This window comes from Rhizobium sp. 25PS6, assembly GCF_032464655.1.
Lineage (GTDB): Bacteria > Pseudomonadota > Alphaproteobacteria > Rhizobiales > Rhizobiaceae > Rhizobium > Rhizobium laguerreae.
The window spans coordinates 1-13627 of sequence record NZ_JAWDIV010000009.1 but is presented as its reverse complement, the minus strand read 5'-3'; the positions used below and the strand labels follow the sequence as shown (position 1 = coordinate 13627).

Below are 13627 nucleotides of genomic sequence, written 5' to 3'. Positions count from 1 at the left end.
GACCAGACGCGGTCGATCCTGATAGGAAAACGTCGGATACTGCCGGCCGATTACCCCCGGCAAAGGCTCGGCGCTTCGGCCCGAAGAAAAAAATCCCACTTCGGAATCCCGAAATTCCCCCGCTTCGGGATCCCGAAATTCGCCGCCTTTCGCGGGCTGTCGCCGCCGAGAAACATCCAATGATTTCAGGCCCCCAACCAATTTCGGGATTCCGAAGTGCTATATAGATTATGGTGGGAGTTCTCTACGCGCCGCCATACCTTGGCCGGATCGTTGCGTCTAAGCCTCTAGACTGAGCTGGAGTGGAGCATCGTCTGCCTCGGCGACCTTAGGCTTACGTTTTGTTGCCGCACGGCGTGGTCGCTTGGTGGTCTTCGGCAGAGTGTCGGAGCCGAGCTCGTCTGCCTCGGAGCTGGGCAGCAGCGGGTAGGCAGCAGGCACCGCGCCGGCGGAAGCTACCTCAATGACCGGTTTGGTGCGCGGCATTTCAACGGCCGTTTCGGCGGCTGACACCTCGCGCGCCTTTGGTGGCTGGGGGTTGCCGGCTGCGGACGTGGCGTATCGGATCATCGCAAGACTCCATTATGTTCGCTATATGTTCACATTTTGGAGTGAGGGAGTCAATGGAGGCCAGCAATCTCCAGCGGTGGAAATAAGCGTCCAGAAATGAGGATTCGGATAGTTCTTGGGAGCTATCGAGTGAACAAGCACTCAAGTGCATCGTGGCTGGCCTTTGCTACAAGGCACCAATGTACAACTTGGTTGGAAAGGCTTAACTCCTTGATCTTGGTAGCGATCAAGAATGGAATGGTGCCCAGAAGAGGACTCGAACCTCCACACCCTTTCGGGTACCAGCACCTGAAGCTGGCGCGTCTACCAATTCCGCCATCTGGGCGACGGAGAGCGATGTAAGGGGGTGGCTCCTGACTGTCAACTGGGTTTTTGAAGTTTTTCTGACAGTTGGCGAGAAAGCTGCCGATCACATGGGCGGGAGTGGCCCAAGGCGGCATAGCGTTTCGGCGGTCACGCCCTATATAAAGGAAATATCGAAAGGAATGCCTCATGCCCGTTGCTCGCACGCTTCTGCTCGCCGGCCTTCTCGCCATTCTCGCGCCCGCCATCGCCGGGGCCGATTCGCTGAAGCTGGGCAAGCCGGGGGTTGGGCCGCTGAACACGGGATCGACGCTCTGCGACTTTCGCGGCTGCTTCGGTTTCGGGCCGCAGCAATGGCATCGTCCCGCCTATGTCCAGCCGAACTACCGTCCGCGCGGCGCGACCGGGCCGACTTATTACCAGCCGGGGGCTGCCGGCCGACCGCAGCTGACCTATGATCCGCCGCCGGTGCAAAGGGTGCAGCCGAAGGCGCGCGATATGAACAGCCATGCCGCCTGGTGCAGCAACGAGTACCGTTCCTACAATCCGAGGACGGATCGTTTCCTCACCTATGAGGGCATCTACAAGACCTGCCGCTCGCCCTACCGCTGAGCTGTCAGCTTTCGAGCGCGGCGCGGTCGACATGGCCGAGATCGCGGCCGGGCTCGACGATGTCGCGGACCCGCTGTTTCAGCTCCTTCGGCCCGGGAAAGCCGCCGTCGCGCTTGCGCTCCCAGATCAGATCGCCATTGACGCGGATCTCGAAATTGCCGCCGGTGGCAGGGATCAGCGCCACTTCACCGAGGCTGTCGGAAAAGGTGTGCAGCAGCTCCTGCGCCATCCAGCTGGCGCGCAGCAGCCAGTTGCATTGGGTGCAGTAGAGGATCGTGACGCGGGCTTTCTCGGTCATGGCAATGTCCTTTCGTTTGCTGAGATTTAAGCCCTGTGGCGTGCGGGCGCAATCGCCCTCGCATAAGCGTCTTGCACGCCGCGCTGCGCCATGGTCTTTTCCCGTGGTCGGTCATATCAGGAAGAGCCTATGCGCGTCGCAGTCATCGAAAACATGCGGAATACCGGCCTCGGCGCGCTTGCCGCAGCGCTCGACGAGGCGGGAGCGGAGATCGAGTGGTTTCGGGTATGGCAGGACGGCATCCTGCCGTTAGACATATCGGGCCATGACGCGCTGGTCGTTCTTGGCGGCGAGCAGAGCGCGCTGGATGATGAATCCCACCCCTATCTGCCGGAACTCGTCCGGCTCACGCGCCGCTTCGGCGATGCCGGCAAGGCGGTGCTCGGCATCTGCCTCGGCAGCCAGATCCTCGCCCGCGCTTACGGCGCCGACAATCACTTAGGAATTGCCCGCGAATTCGGCTGGCACGGGATCGGCGTCACCGCCGATGGCCGGACCGATCCGCTGTTGTCGGCGCTTGGCGGCGAATTCACCATCTTCGAATGGCATGCCGATACGTTTTCGCTGCCTGAGGGCGCGGTGCGCCTCGCCTCGAGCCCCGTCGCTGAGAACCAGGCCTTCCGCATCGGCCGCGCCGTCTATGGCACCCAGTTCCATTTCGAGGCCAATTCAACGGTCGTCGCGCAATGGAAGGCCGAATTTCCCGATACGATCGCGCGCATCGCGCCGGGCTGGCTGGAGAACCATGCCGAGCTGGCCGCAAGGCACGCCGGTGCCGCCGATGCCGCAGGCCTTGCCATCGCGCGCGCCTGGGTCAGCCTGATCGAGAGGCAAGAGGTCGCGATGTTGTCGCGGGCCTCGGCGTGAGGGCTGAGGCGATGCCGGCAAGCGAACGCGAGAAAATGGCGGCAGGCGAATGGTACTGCTGCCTCGATGACGAACTCGATCTCTTGCGCCGGCAGGCGCGCTTAGCCGTCCACGCGCATAACACGCTGCCGCCGGACGAGCGTGGCGCCGTCGCGCCGGCCCTGAGGGCGCTGTTTGCGCAGGCAGCATTCGATGTCTTCATCGAGGCGCCGTTTCACTGTTCCTACGGTATCAATATCGTTCTCGGCGAACGCGTCTATCTCAATGCCGGCTGCACCATCCTCGATTCCGGCCGCGTGAGCATCGGCGACCGCAGCATGTTCGGCCCCGGGGTGCAGATCTATTGCGCCGAGCATCACAAGGATCCGGCACGTCGCAGCACCGGCATGGAGATCGCCCGGCCGGTCAGCATCGGCAGCGATGTCTGGATCGGCGGCAGCGCCATCATCCTCGGCGGCGTCACCATCGGCGACGGTGCGATCGTCGGCGCCGGCGCGGTGGTGACCAGGGATGTGCCGGCCGGCGCAACCGTGGTCGGCAATCCGGCCCGCATCCGCTAACGGCGGCAAAGCCGCCATTCCGCAATGATCTTGCCATCTCGACAGCAGCGATCATTCCGCTAGATGAGAGGGCAAAACGGGAGGGAATCATGAGCGAACTGAATTTACCGATGGAAGGCGGTTGCCGTTGCGGCCGGGTGCGATTGAAGATCAGCGCCCCGCCGCTGCTCACCATGGCCTGCCATTGCACGGGCTGCCAGAAGATGACATCAAGCGCCTATTCGCTGAGTGCGGCGATCCCCAGCGAAGGCTTCGAGGTGACACAAGGCGAGCCTGTCATCGGCGGGCTGCATGGCGTCACGAAGCATTATTTCTGCCCGCATTGCATGAGCTGGATGTTCACCCGGCCGGAAGGTATGGACTGGTTCGTCAATCTGCGCGCGACTATGCTCGACGACCCCAGCTGGTTTACGCCCTTCATCGAGACCTGGACGAGCGAGAAGCTGTCCTTTGCGGAGACCGGCGCGGTATACAGCTACACGGCGCTGCCGGAGATGGAGGCCTATGAGGGGCTGGTGAAGGAGTATATGGCGCGGAGTTGATCTCAGAAGCCCTGGAAGAGAAAGTCGACGGCAGCGATAATGCGATCGCTGTCGGCGGTAAGATCTGCCACCACGCCTCCAATCTCCTTTACGGAAATTGCGCCGGTGAATTGGGTAGCCATCACATAGGGCAGGTCATTAATCACGAATTGTGGATTGAGCTGACGCATGATTTTGGGAAGTGCTTCTAATGGAAGCATCGGCGCCATGGTCCGCGTTGTCAGCTCACCAAGCAAGTCGGACTGCAGATCAAGGGCGAGCGCGTCGGTATGCATGAGATTGTAAACATGAAACCGAGCCATCAGAACTGTCGATATTTCTGAAACGGCAGACCGTGCTTTTCGACATAGGCATTGGAAGCGGCAATAGCCTCAGCGTTCTCGATGCGCCAAAGCCGCTCTCGCTCCACCTTTATGGCCTTTGCGATGCCGTCCTCCGCCGCCCGGGATATATTGATCTGGAGCTCGCGCGCCTGGGAGACGAGGCCTTCGTCAAGAGATAGGTTTGCTGCTTTTCTCGTCTGCTGAGCCATAACGATCTCCATGCTCTTATGCACACATCGTATGCGCATAAGATGCCGTTGAGAAGCGGTATTCGTCGCCCATCTTGGACACTGCGATGATGGCCACCTGCGGGATCTCCATCTTGCCGAACTGGCGCAGGTGCTTCTTGCCGGCCCTCTACCTGTGCAGCAGCTTGCGCTTCCGTGAACGTTGAAACGCTCTAAAACTGACGGTATTTGGCGAAGGGCAAGCCGTGCTTTTCAACATATTCGTTTCCCAGACGGATAGCCTCGGCGTTCTCGCTACGCCAAAGCCGCTCGCGCTCCGCCTTTATGGCCTTTGCAATACCGTCCTCCGCCGCCCGGGATATGTTGATCTGGAGCTCGCGCGCCTGGGAGACGAGACCTTCGTCAAGAGACAGGTTCGCTGCTGTTCTCGTCTGCTGAGCCATAACAATCTCCTCAATCTTATGCGCAGATGATATGCGCATAAGATGACGTTGAGAAGCGTTATTCGTCGCCCATCTTCAGCGCTGCGATGAAGGCTTCCTGGGGAATCTCCACCTTGCCGAACTGGCGCATGCGCTTCTTGCCGGCCTTCTGCTTGTCGAGCAGCTTGCGCTTGCGGGTGGCATCGCCGCCGTAGCATTTCGCGGTCACGTCCTTGCGCAGCGCCGAGATCGTCTCGCGGGCAATGACGTTGCCGCCGATCGCCGCCTGGATCGGGATCTTGAACATGTGCTTCGGGATCAGCTCCTTGAGCTTCTCGCACATGTCGCGGCCACGCTTTTCGGCCGCCGTCCGGTGCACCATCATCGACAGCGCGTCGACCGGTTCGCCATTGACGAGGATCGACATCTTCACGAGGTTGCCCTCGCGGTGGTCGGTCAGCGTATAGTCGAAGGAGGCATAACCCTTCGAGATCGACTTCAGCCGGTCGTAGAAATCGAAGACGACTTCGTTGAGCGGCAGGTCGTAGGTCAGCATTGCGCGCGTGCCGACATAGGTGAGCTCGATCTGGATGCCGCGCCGGTCCTGGCAGAGCTTCAGGATGCCGCCGAGATAGTCGTCGGGCGTCAGGATCGTCGCGCGGATCCACGGCTCGTGGATTTCCGAGATCTTGACGACATCGGGCATGTCGGCCGGGTTGTGCAGCTCGCGCTCCGTGCCGTCGGTCATGTACATTTTGTAGACGACGGAAGGTGCGGTGGCGATGAGGTCGAGGTCGAACTCGCGCTCCAGCCGTTCCTGGATGATTTCGAGATGCAGCAGGCCGAGGAAGCCGCAGCGGAAGCCGAAGCCGAGGGCCGCCGACGATTCCATTTCGAAGGAGAAGGAAGCGTCGTTGAGGCGAAGCTTGCCCATGGCGGCGCGCAGATCCTCGAAATCGGCGGCATCGACCGGGAAGAGGCCGCAGAACACCACCGGCTGCGCCGGCTTGAAGCCCGGCAGCGCCTGGGCCGTCGGCCGCTTGTCCTCGGTGATCGTATCGCCAACGCGGGTATCGGCCACTTCCTTGATCGAAGCAGTGATGAAGCCGATCTCGCCGGGGCCGAGGCGGTCGATATTGACCATCTTCGGCGTCAGCACGCCGACGCGCTCCACCTGGTATTTCGCATCGGTGCCCATCATCCGCACCGTCTGGCCCTTGGTCAGCACGCCGTCGATAACGCGGACGAGAACCATGACTCCGAGATAGGCGTCGTACCAGCTGTCAACGAGCAGCGCCTTCAGTGGCGCCTTCTCGCCGCCGGGGCTCTTCGGCGCCGGCAGCTTGTGGACGATCGCTTCCAGCACGTCGGGAATGCCGAGGCCGGTCTTTGCCGAAATCAGCACGGCCTCCGAAGCGTCGATGCCGATCACTTCCTCGATCTGTTCCTTGATGCGGTCGGGTTCGGCGGCCGGCAGGTCGATTTTGTTGAGGACGGTGACGATCTCGTGATTATTGTCGATCGCCTGATAGACGTTGGCGAGCGTCTGCGCTTCGACGCCCTGGCTGGCGTCGACGACGAGCAACGAACCCTCGCAGGCCGATAGCGACCGCGAGACTTCATAGGCGAAGTCGACGTGGCCGGGCGTGTCGATCAGGTTGAGAATGTATTTCTCGCCGTTGTTCGCCTGGTAATGCAGGCGCACGGTCTGGGCCTTGATGGTAATGCCGCGCTCGCGCTCGATATCCATATTGTCGAGCACCTGCTCGGACATTTCGCGCTCGGCAAGGCCGCCCGTCGTCTGGATCAGGCGGTCGGCCAGTGTCGATTTGCCGTGGTCGATATGGGCCACGATCGAAAAGTTGCGGATATGGGACAGCGGAGTGGTGGAATTGGTGCTCATGCGCGCCATATAGCAGCGCCGCCCCCTGCCGCAAAGCGGTAATTATCCCGCTGTTTACGCTATTTCGTCCTGTGTCGGGCGCGTATCAGACCGGCCACGTCTCCAGCCGCCAGGCCGAATCCCAGAACATCCATTCATATTGCGAGGCGCGCACGAAGACATCGGTCATTTGCGCGCGCTCTACCGGCGATGCGGCGCGGGCGGCGATGTCGGTCAGCGCGATCACCTCGCGGGCACCGGCAGCAAATTGCGGATCGCCATAGGTGTTGATCCAGGCCTGGAAGGCATTGCCCTCGATAACAGGCCGGTTCTTGATCGCTTCGCCGACGTGCCAGTAGATCCAGAAGCAGGGAAGGATGGAGGACAGCGCCACCGCGTAGGAACTGTGATAGGCGGTGGCGAGCAGGAAGTTCGTATAGGCAAAGCCGGCAGGCGAGGGCTCGGCGGATGTGACGTCGGCGGAGGTGATGCCGAATTGAGTGAGGAAGCCGGCATGCAGGCCCTGCTCGACGGTGATCGCCTTCTGCGCCGAACCGAGGAAACGCAGGACCTGCGCATTGTCGGGCGCCTTGGCCGCGACGATCGCCAGGCATCGCGCATAATGCTTGAGGTAGAGCGCATCCTGCAGGATGTAGTGCCGGAAAATCTCCGGCGGCAGCGTGCCGTCCGAAAGGCGCTGCAGCAATGGCAACGCCTCGATCTCGGCCATGATGGGCGCGATCCTGTCCCAGGCGGCAGCCGTGAAGCTTCCTGTCAGTTCCGTGCTCTGTGTACTGGCGTCCATCACTTTCTCCTCGGATTACGCCGCCATATATGGACGGCGCAGCGGCGAAAGCAAGGCGCGTTTGGCCGCTTTTCGTAGTCACTTGATTCCATCATCGGATACTGTATTTCTCTTATAGTGGAATCATGGGGACTGGAAAATGGAACCGGAACTCGAACAGGCGATCGGCATCCGCATCCGCACGCTACGGCAGGAAAAGGCTCTGACGCTCGATGATCTGGCTGCGGCCTCCGGCGTCAGCCGGGCGATGATCTCGCGCATCGAGCGGGCGGAGGCGAGCCCGACCGCCTCGCTGCTGGCAAGGATCTGCGCCGCGCTCGGCCTGTCGCTGTCGGCCTTCTTTGCGGAAGAGGGGCAGGCCTCGCCGCTCGCCCGCCGGCAGGAGCAACAGGTCTGGCGCGATCCGGAGACCGGTTATCTCAGACGCTCTGTTTCACCCCCGGGCACCGCTTCCGATGTCGATATCGTCGAGGTCGAATTCCCCCCTGGCGCCCGCGTCAGCTTCCCCCCGCATGCGAGCGCCCATGGCATGACGCAGCATATCTGGCTGTTCGACGGCGAGCTGGAGATGACGGCGGATGAGATCGTCTACCGGCTGCGCCCGGGCGATTGCCTCTTCATGCCGGTCGGCGAGGGTCACGTCTTCCACAATCCCGGCAATATGCCGGCACGCTATTGCGTCGTGCTCGATCGCGGCGGCCGATAACAGCTTTCATTTCAGGAGAACAGCATGCCCGCTATTCGTACCCTTTCCGCCGAGGAGGCCCGCGCCGCCATTCCGGCTCTTTCGGAGGTGCTTGTAGATTGCGTCGCGGGCGGCGCCTCCGTCGGCTTCATGCAGCCCTATCGGCCTGAAGATGCCGAGCCCTATTGGCGCGATGTCGCCGATGCGGTCGCGACCGGCGGCAACTTGCTGTTGGTCGCCGAACTCGACGGCAGGATCGTCGGCACGGTGCAGGTGGGTGCGGCGCAGATGCCGAACCAGCCGCATCGCGGCGACCTGAAGAAGCTGCTGGTACACCGCTCCGCCCGCGGCAAGGGCCTCGCCCGGCTGCTGATGGATTCCGCCGAGCGCGAGGCGGCAAGCCGCGGCAAGACCCTGCTCGTGCTCGACACGGCAACCGGCAGCGATGCCGAGGCGATCTATCCGCGCCTGGGCTGGCAGCGCGTCGGTGTCATCCCCGATTATGCGCTGTGGCCGGAAGGCGGCTTCTGCGCCACCACGCTGTTCTACAAGCGGCTTACCTGATTGCGCCGGCCCCGCTCAAGCCGGCCTGGCGAAGACCGGAAGCGCGCCGCCAAGCGTCGCGCCCGCCGTCCATTGCGCGGCGTTCCAGCCGAATTGCCGCGCCGCTTCGATATTCACCGCCATATCATCGATGAAGGCGATTTCGCCGGGCAGCACGCCGGCCCGCTCGGTCGCCAGCCGGAAGAAGTCGGGCGAAGGTTTGCTGTGCCCGAGTGCGGCGGAATAGATGATGTCGTCGAAATGCGCGTTAAGGCCGATCTGCTCCATCAGGTAGCGCGCCCGCCTATGCTCCTGGTTGGTCGCCAGCAGGAGAGTGATGCCGCTTTGCCTGAGCGTAGCGAGTTCTTCCAGCAGATTGCGGTCGAGGCGGGAATCGTTCTCGAACCAGTAATCGATCAGTGCTTCGGCGCTGAGATGGGGTGCGATCTTTGCGAGAACGCCGGCGAGCTTCGGCTCCAGTGCCTCGCGGCCGATGATGATATCGCCCCAGTGCGTCTGGAAGAATTCCTGCTGCAGCAGGTCGACACGCAGCCCGAGATCACGTTCCAGATAGGTGAAGAGAGGCAGGCCATCGGTCGGACGACCATGAATGAGCACGCCGTCGACATCGACCATCAGCACTTTCATCCGGAAAATTTCCTCGTTCTCAAAACACCGGCGAAGGTGGCGTCGTTATTCCAGACGATCAAGGCCCCGCGCCGCTTTTTTGTCAGGGCCGAGCCGTGTAAATCTCCATTGTCAATCAAGGACAGGATCTGAAATGCGCGTCATCTATTCCGAAGATCACAAGCTGCGCGATGCCAGGACCGAGCTGCACGCCGGTCAGCTGGTGACGCCCTTCGAGGCGCCGTTCCGCGCCGAATGGATCCTCGCGGCGGTCAAGGAGGCGGGTTTTACGGATGTCGTGGCGCCTAATGCGCACGGGTTGGAAACGGCTCGAAAAGTGCATGATCCCGCCTATCTGGATTTTCTCGCCACCGTCTGGGACCGCTGGGTAGCGGCCGGTTTCACCGGCGAGGCGATCGCCAATTCCTTCGCCGTCCGTCGCACCAGCCAGCGTGTGCCCGACAATATCGTCGGTGCGATCGGCCACTACGCCAATGCCGCCGACACCTCGATCACCAAGGGTTCCTATGAGGCGGCGGTCGCTTCCATGCGCTGTGCCGTCACCGGCGCCGACTGGCTGGCAGAAGGCAATCGCTTCGCCTTCGCGCTCTGCCGCCCGCCCGGCCACCATGCCGGCATCGATCTCTTCGGCGGCTACTGCTTCATCAACAATTCGGGCGTCGCCGCGCAACGGCTGCTCGATCGAGGTGCGAAGAAGGTCGCCGTGCTGGATGTCGATTTCCACCATGGCAACGGCACGCAGGATCTCTTCTATCACAGAGGCGATGTCTTCACCGCCTCGCTGCATGGCGATCCCATGCACGCTTTTCCCTATTTCCTCGGCCATGCCGACGAGGAAGGCGAGGGGGAGGGCACGGGTGCCAACCGCAACTATCCGATGCCGCCAGGCACGCCCTTTGATATCTGGACTTCGGCCCTTGCCGATGCGCTCACCCGCATCAAGACCTTCGGCGCCGAGGCGATCGTCGTAGCCCTCGGCGTCGACACCTTCGAGCGCGACCCGATCTCCTTCTTCAGCCTCACCTCCGACGATTTCACAGGTATGGGCGCCATGATCGCTTCCGCCGGCTTGCCGGTGCTCGCCTGCATGGAGGGCGGTTACGGCGTGCCAGAGATCGGCCTCAACGTCGCCAACGTCCTCAAGGGTCTGGAAGCCTGATCACCGCCGATGACCGACGAGACCGTTCCATCCGATATCCCGACATCACGCATGCTGAGCTGGGCGCGCAATTCCGCTATCTATCGCCTCGAGCGGCGGATGATGACGGAAAAGCAGCTCTTTGACGCCATCACCCGCAAGGCGAAGGAGAAATTCGCAGGTATCAGCCCGGCACAACTGAAGGCCGTTGCCGATTTCGCGGTCAAATTTGCCTATGATAACAAGGTGCTCGACGACAGCGCCTATGCGGAGATCAGCACGCGCTCTGCCGTGCGCGGCGGTAAATCGAAGCGCGCGATCGCCCAGAAGCTTGCTGCCAAGGGCGTCTCCAGCGACAAGGTCGAGGCAGCACTTGAAGAGGCTGACGATCTCTATGCCGCAGCGATTTTTGCCCGCAAGCGCGCCTTCGGCCCCTTCCGCCGGGTCGAACTCGACGAAAAGCGAAAGGCCAAAGAGCTTTCGGCTTTTGCCCGCAACGGCTTCAGCTTCGACATCGGCAGGAAGGTTTTCGACATGAGCGTCGAAGATGCCGAAGAGGTCATCCTTACCGGCCGATCTTTGACGCCTCAGCATCAGCGCTCTTGATCCCGGCATGAAAAGTTTGAATTTGGTTCTCACCCGTCTTCGGCCTAGAACCGAGCCAGGATCGGGGGCCACATGGACATCAAGAATATCGAGACCACGGACGGCGCAGCCTTGATCGCGCAGCCGGGTCTATCGCCGACTTCGGGCGGCTTGGCGGCCGGTGTTGCCATGTGCCTGATGTCGATGTCGTCGATCCAGTTCGGCGCGGCACTATCTTCGTCAGCCATTGCGACTTATGGCGTTGCCGGCGCCACTTGGCTGCGGCTTGCTTTCGCGGCGATCATCCTTGCCGCTATCGTCAGGCCTTCGGTGCTGCGTTATAGCGGCGCCCAATGGCGGGCGACATTGCTGCTCGGCACGACGACGGCTGCCATGACGCTGTGTTTCTTCGCGGCGATCCAGCGGCTGCCGCTCGGACTGGCGATCGCCATTGATTTCCTCGGGCCGCTCTCGGTCGCCGTCTTCGGTTATGGCCTGACCTGGCGGCTCACCTGGCCGTTGATCGCTGCGGCCGGCATTCTCTTCCTCGCCCATGACGGCGAAGGCTGGGTCGGCAATCTCCCGGGCGTCCTCTTCGCCCTCGGCTCGGCTGTGGGATGGGCGGTCTATATCCTGCTGACGAAGAAGGTCGGCGCTGCCTTCAAGGGGCTGGAAGGCCTGTCGATGTCGCTGATCGTCGCCGGCCTCGTCGCAACTCCCTTCGGTCTTGCCGAGACAGGGGGCGCCTTCACTGTGAAGGGGCTGGTCGAGGTTCTCGGCCTTGCCATCCTCGTGCCGCTTTTGCCCTACGCGCTGGAGATGGTGGCGCTGCGGCGCATGCCGTCGGGATCCTTCGGCATCCTGATGAGCCTCGAACCGGCGCTCGGCGCTCTCGCCGGTTTCCTGATCCTCGCCCAGCCGATGACCGCGTTGCAGATGCTGGGAACGGCACTTGTGGTGGCGGCCAGCGCCGGCGCCACCGCCTCGGCGGGAAAGGCCTAAGATTTCTTAGGCGAGTTTCCGCGCGGGATCGTCGAGTGCCGGATTGTAGAAGAGCGACAGTGTCAGGCTTTTGGCGATCCGCTCCGCCGTTGCCATGAACCACGCCTTGGCTTCCGGCGTTGGGGCGATATCGTCGAGCGTCGCGGCAAACAGCGACAGCCATTTCGGAAAGAGATCGGCCGTCAGGTTCTGGACACCCGTGTGCGCCTGCACCGGCTTGCCGCCATAGGCGCCGCTGCGGAAGGCGACGGCCGACCAGAAGCTCTTCATCTTCGCCATATGCTCCGGCCAGCGGCCGGACAACCTGGCGTCGAACACCGGGCCGAGATCGGGATGCGTCAGCACGCGCCCGTAAAAGGTCTCGACCAGCTTGTCGATGAAGGCTGCGTCGACGCCCATCTCTCGCATCTCGGCCTCCGCCCTTTCGCGGATCGCCGCGACATGGGCAGGGCGGCCCTGAATCTCATTGTCCATTCCAAAACCCCGGCGCCGCGTGATGCGGCGCCCTCCCATATAGGTGTTTATCGCAGCGTGCCAAAGTCCTCCGTGCCGCTTGCGGCAATCTGTCAATTGGCCTGCACGCGCACTTGACCGCTATCACCACGTTCTTTAGATTTAGAATAATTCTAAATTTGGAGAAAGTCATGCTGGCGCGATTTTTCAGATCCTCGAAACGATCTTTCGAGTCGCTGTCCGAGCAGGAGATCCTCGCCCTGGCGATCGCTTCCGAGGAAGACGATGCCCGCATCTATCTCGCCTATGCCGACAGGCTGCGCCGCGAATTTCCGGCCTCGGCCAAGGTCTTCGAAGACATGGCCGAGGTCGAGGATACGCATCGCAAATCGCTGATCGAGATCCATCGCCAGCGTTTCGGCGAGCGCATCCCGCTGATCCGGCGCGAGCATGTGCAGGGCTTCTACGAGCGCAAGCCCGACTGGCTCAGGGCAAACCTTTCATTGGATGCGATGCGGGAAGAAACCGAGGCGATGGAGGAGCAGGCCTATCGTTTCTATGTCGAGTCAGCCAAGCGGACCTCGGACGCCTCGACGCGTGAGCTTCTCGGCGATCTCGCCCTTGCCGAACAGGGGCATGAGGATATCGCCCGCATGCTGGGCGACAAACATACGCCCGAAGACGTCAAGCACGACGAGGACGCGACGGTGCACCGGCAATTCGTGCTGACCTATGTGCAGCCGGGCCTTGCCGGGCTGATGGACGGCTCGGTCTCGACGCTGGCGCCGATCTTCGCCGCCGCCTTCGCCACGCAGGATACCTGGCAGACCTTCCTCGTTGGCCTCTCGGCCTCCGTCGGCGCCGGCATCTCGATGGGCTTCACCGAGGCCGCCCATGACGACGGCAAGATTTCCGGCAGAGGTTCGCCGGTCAAGCGCGGCCTTGCCTGCGGCATCATGACAGCGCTCGGCGGCCTCGGCCATGCACTGCCCTATCTGATCCCGCATTTCTGGACAGCGACGATCACCGCCGCCATCGTCGTCTTCTTCGAACTCTGGGCAATCGCCTTCATCCAGAACCGCTACATGGAAACCCCCTTCCTGCGCGCCGCCTTCCAGGTGGTTCTCGGCGGCGGCCTGGTGCTCGGCGCGGGTATATTGATTGGGAATGGGTGAGTTGCGATCGAGCGCAGCCCGGTTCT

20 protein-coding genes and 1 tRNA gene are annotated in these 13627 nt (G+C 62.1%); 11 read left to right on the top strand and 10 right to left on the bottom strand.

Features of this window, described 5'->3' with window-relative positions:
- Positions 1 to 279: 279 nt before the first annotated feature.
- Positions 280 to 513, bottom strand: coding sequence for a poly(hydroxyalkanoate) granule-associated protein (locus RWK44_RS14295; protein ID WP_316029052.1), 234 nt, complete (start codon positions 511 to 513; stop codon positions 280 to 282).
- Between RWK44_RS14295 and RWK44_RS14290 the strand changes: the two genes are divergently transcribed.
- Complete coding sequence (locus RWK44_RS14290) at positions 464 to 670, top strand: hypothetical protein (protein WP_206105953.1); 207 nt, start codon at positions 464 to 466, stop codon at positions 668 to 670. The genes RWK44_RS14295 and RWK44_RS14290 overlap by 50 nt on opposite strands.
- Before the next feature lie 138 nt (positions 671 to 808).
- On the opposite strand, the gene RWK44_RS14285 is transcribed toward RWK44_RS14290, so the two are convergent.
- Positions 809 to 895 (bottom strand) — tRNA-Leu (locus RWK44_RS14285).
- Positions 896 to 1062: 167 nt separating this feature from the next.
- Here RWK44_RS14285 and RWK44_RS14280 point away from each other — a divergent pair.
- A complete protein-coding gene (locus tag RWK44_RS14280) occupies positions 1063 to 1485 on the top strand; it encodes a BA14K family protein (protein WP_020052455.1) in 423 nt (140 codons plus the stop codon).
- A 4-nt stretch (positions 1486 to 1489) separates the two neighbouring features.
- Here the strand turns inward: RWK44_RS14280 and RWK44_RS14275 are convergent, their stop codons facing one another.
- Entirely contained in the window at positions 1490 to 1783 is a 294-nt protein-coding gene (locus tag RWK44_RS14275) for a SelT/SelW/SelH family protein (protein WP_131666816.1), read from the bottom strand.
- 90 nt (positions 1784 to 1873) lie between these two features.
- On the opposite strand from RWK44_RS14275, the gene RWK44_RS14270 reads away from it, so the two are divergent.
- From RWK44_RS14270 to RWK44_RS14260, 3 genes are all read left to right on the top strand, one after another.
- Entirely contained in the window at positions 1874 to 2650 is a 777-nt protein-coding gene (locus RWK44_RS14270) for a type 1 glutamine amidotransferase (protein WP_206105952.1), read from the top strand.
- 11 nt (positions 2651 to 2661) lie between these two features.
- Positions 2662 to 3210 carry a sugar O-acetyltransferase gene (locus RWK44_RS14265; RefSeq protein WP_131666814.1) on the top strand — a complete coding sequence of 183 codons (549 nt, stop codon included), beginning with the start codon at positions 2662 to 2664 and terminating at the stop codon, positions 3208 to 3210.
- Between the two features lie 89 nt (positions 3211 to 3299).
- Positions 3300 to 3752 (top strand): GFA family protein, encoded by a 453-nt coding sequence (locus tag RWK44_RS14260; protein WP_131666813.1) that lies wholly within the window; start codon positions 3300 to 3302, stop codon positions 3750 to 3752.
- Between the two features lie 2 nt (positions 3753 to 3754).
- Here the strand turns inward: RWK44_RS14260 and RWK44_RS14255 are convergent, their stop codons facing one another.
- The 5 genes from RWK44_RS14255 to tenA form a co-directional block, all read right to left on the bottom strand.
- Positions 3755 to 4054: a CcdB family protein gene (locus tag RWK44_RS14255; RefSeq protein ID WP_112905724.1), complete on the bottom strand. Its 300-nt coding sequence runs from the start codon at positions 4052 to 4054 to the stop codon at positions 3755 to 3757.
- Positions 4054 to 4284: a type II toxin-antitoxin system CcdA family antitoxin gene (locus RWK44_RS14250; protein WP_131666812.1), complete on the bottom strand. Its 231-nt coding sequence runs from the start codon at positions 4282 to 4284 to the stop codon at positions 4054 to 4056. Before RWK44_RS14250 ends, RWK44_RS14255 begins: the two co-directional genes overlap by 1 nt.
- A gap of 191 nt (positions 4285 to 4475) precedes the next feature.
- The gene (locus RWK44_RS14245; RefSeq protein WP_131666811.1) at positions 4476 to 4706 is read right to left on the bottom strand and encodes a type II toxin-antitoxin system CcdA family antitoxin; all 231 of its coding nucleotides are present in this window, start codon (positions 4704 to 4706) and stop codon (positions 4476 to 4478) included.
- A 58-nt stretch (positions 4707 to 4764) separates the two neighbouring features.
- Entirely contained in the window at positions 4765 to 6597 is a 1833-nt protein-coding gene (gene lepA, locus RWK44_RS14240) for a translation elongation factor 4 (protein WP_003544593.1), read from the bottom strand.
- Between the two features lie 76 nt (positions 6598 to 6673).
- Positions 6674 to 7372, bottom strand: a complete 699-nt coding sequence (tenA, locus tag RWK44_RS14235; protein ID WP_026265542.1) for a thiaminase II — start codon at positions 7370 to 7372, stop codon at positions 6674 to 6676.
- Positions 7373 to 7511: 139 nt separating this feature from the next.
- Here tenA and RWK44_RS14230 point away from each other — a divergent pair, with 139 nt between their 5' ends.
- Both RWK44_RS14230 and RWK44_RS14225 read left to right on the top strand, forming a co-directional pair.
- On the top strand, positions 7512 to 8078 hold the full coding sequence (locus tag RWK44_RS14230) for a helix-turn-helix domain-containing protein (protein WP_027669209.1): 567 nt from the start codon (positions 7512 to 7514) through the stop codon (positions 8076 to 8078).
- A 24-nt stretch (positions 8079 to 8102) separates the two neighbouring features.
- Positions 8103 to 8621 carry a GNAT family N-acetyltransferase gene (locus RWK44_RS14225; RefSeq protein ID WP_131666810.1) on the top strand — a complete coding sequence of 173 codons (519 nt, stop codon included), beginning with the start codon at positions 8103 to 8105 and terminating at the stop codon, positions 8619 to 8621.
- A gap of 15 nt (positions 8622 to 8636) precedes the next feature.
- Here the strand turns inward: RWK44_RS14225 and RWK44_RS14220 are convergent, their stop codons facing one another.
- Complete coding sequence (locus RWK44_RS14220; protein ID WP_131666809.1) at positions 8637 to 9248, bottom strand: HAD family hydrolase; 612 nt, start codon at positions 9246 to 9248, stop codon at positions 8637 to 8639.
- A 133-nt stretch (positions 9249 to 9381) separates the two neighbouring features.
- Between RWK44_RS14220 and RWK44_RS14215 the strand changes: the two genes are divergently transcribed.
- From RWK44_RS14215 to RWK44_RS14205, 3 genes are all read left to right on the top strand, one after another.
- Positions 9382 to 10407, top strand: coding sequence for a histone deacetylase family protein (locus RWK44_RS14215; RefSeq protein WP_131666808.1), 1026 nt, complete (start codon positions 9382 to 9384; stop codon positions 10405 to 10407).
- A gap of 9 nt (positions 10408 to 10416) precedes the next feature.
- Entirely contained in the window at positions 10417 to 10992 is a 576-nt protein-coding gene (gene recX / locus RWK44_RS14210; RefSeq protein ID WP_131666807.1) for a recombination regulator RecX, read from the top strand.
- A 72-nt stretch (positions 10993 to 11064) separates the two neighbouring features.
- The gene (locus RWK44_RS14205; RefSeq protein ID WP_316028973.1) at positions 11065 to 11973 is read left to right on the top strand and encodes an EamA family transporter; all 909 of its coding nucleotides are present in this window, start codon (positions 11065 to 11067) and stop codon (positions 11971 to 11973) included.
- 6 nt (positions 11974 to 11979) lie between these two features.
- On the opposite strand, the gene RWK44_RS14200 is transcribed toward RWK44_RS14205, so the two are convergent.
- Positions 11980 to 12447 carry a group III truncated hemoglobin gene (locus RWK44_RS14200; protein ID WP_131666805.1) on the bottom strand — a complete coding sequence of 156 codons (468 nt, stop codon included), beginning with the start codon at positions 12445 to 12447 and terminating at the stop codon, positions 11980 to 11982.
- Between the two features lie 170 nt (positions 12448 to 12617).
- On the opposite strand from RWK44_RS14200, the gene mbfA reads away from it, so the two are divergent.
- A complete protein-coding gene (gene mbfA, locus RWK44_RS14195) occupies positions 12618 to 13601 on the top strand; it encodes an iron exporter MbfA (protein WP_316028972.1) in 984 nt (327 codons plus the stop codon).
- Positions 13602 to 13627: the final 26 nt, after the last annotated feature.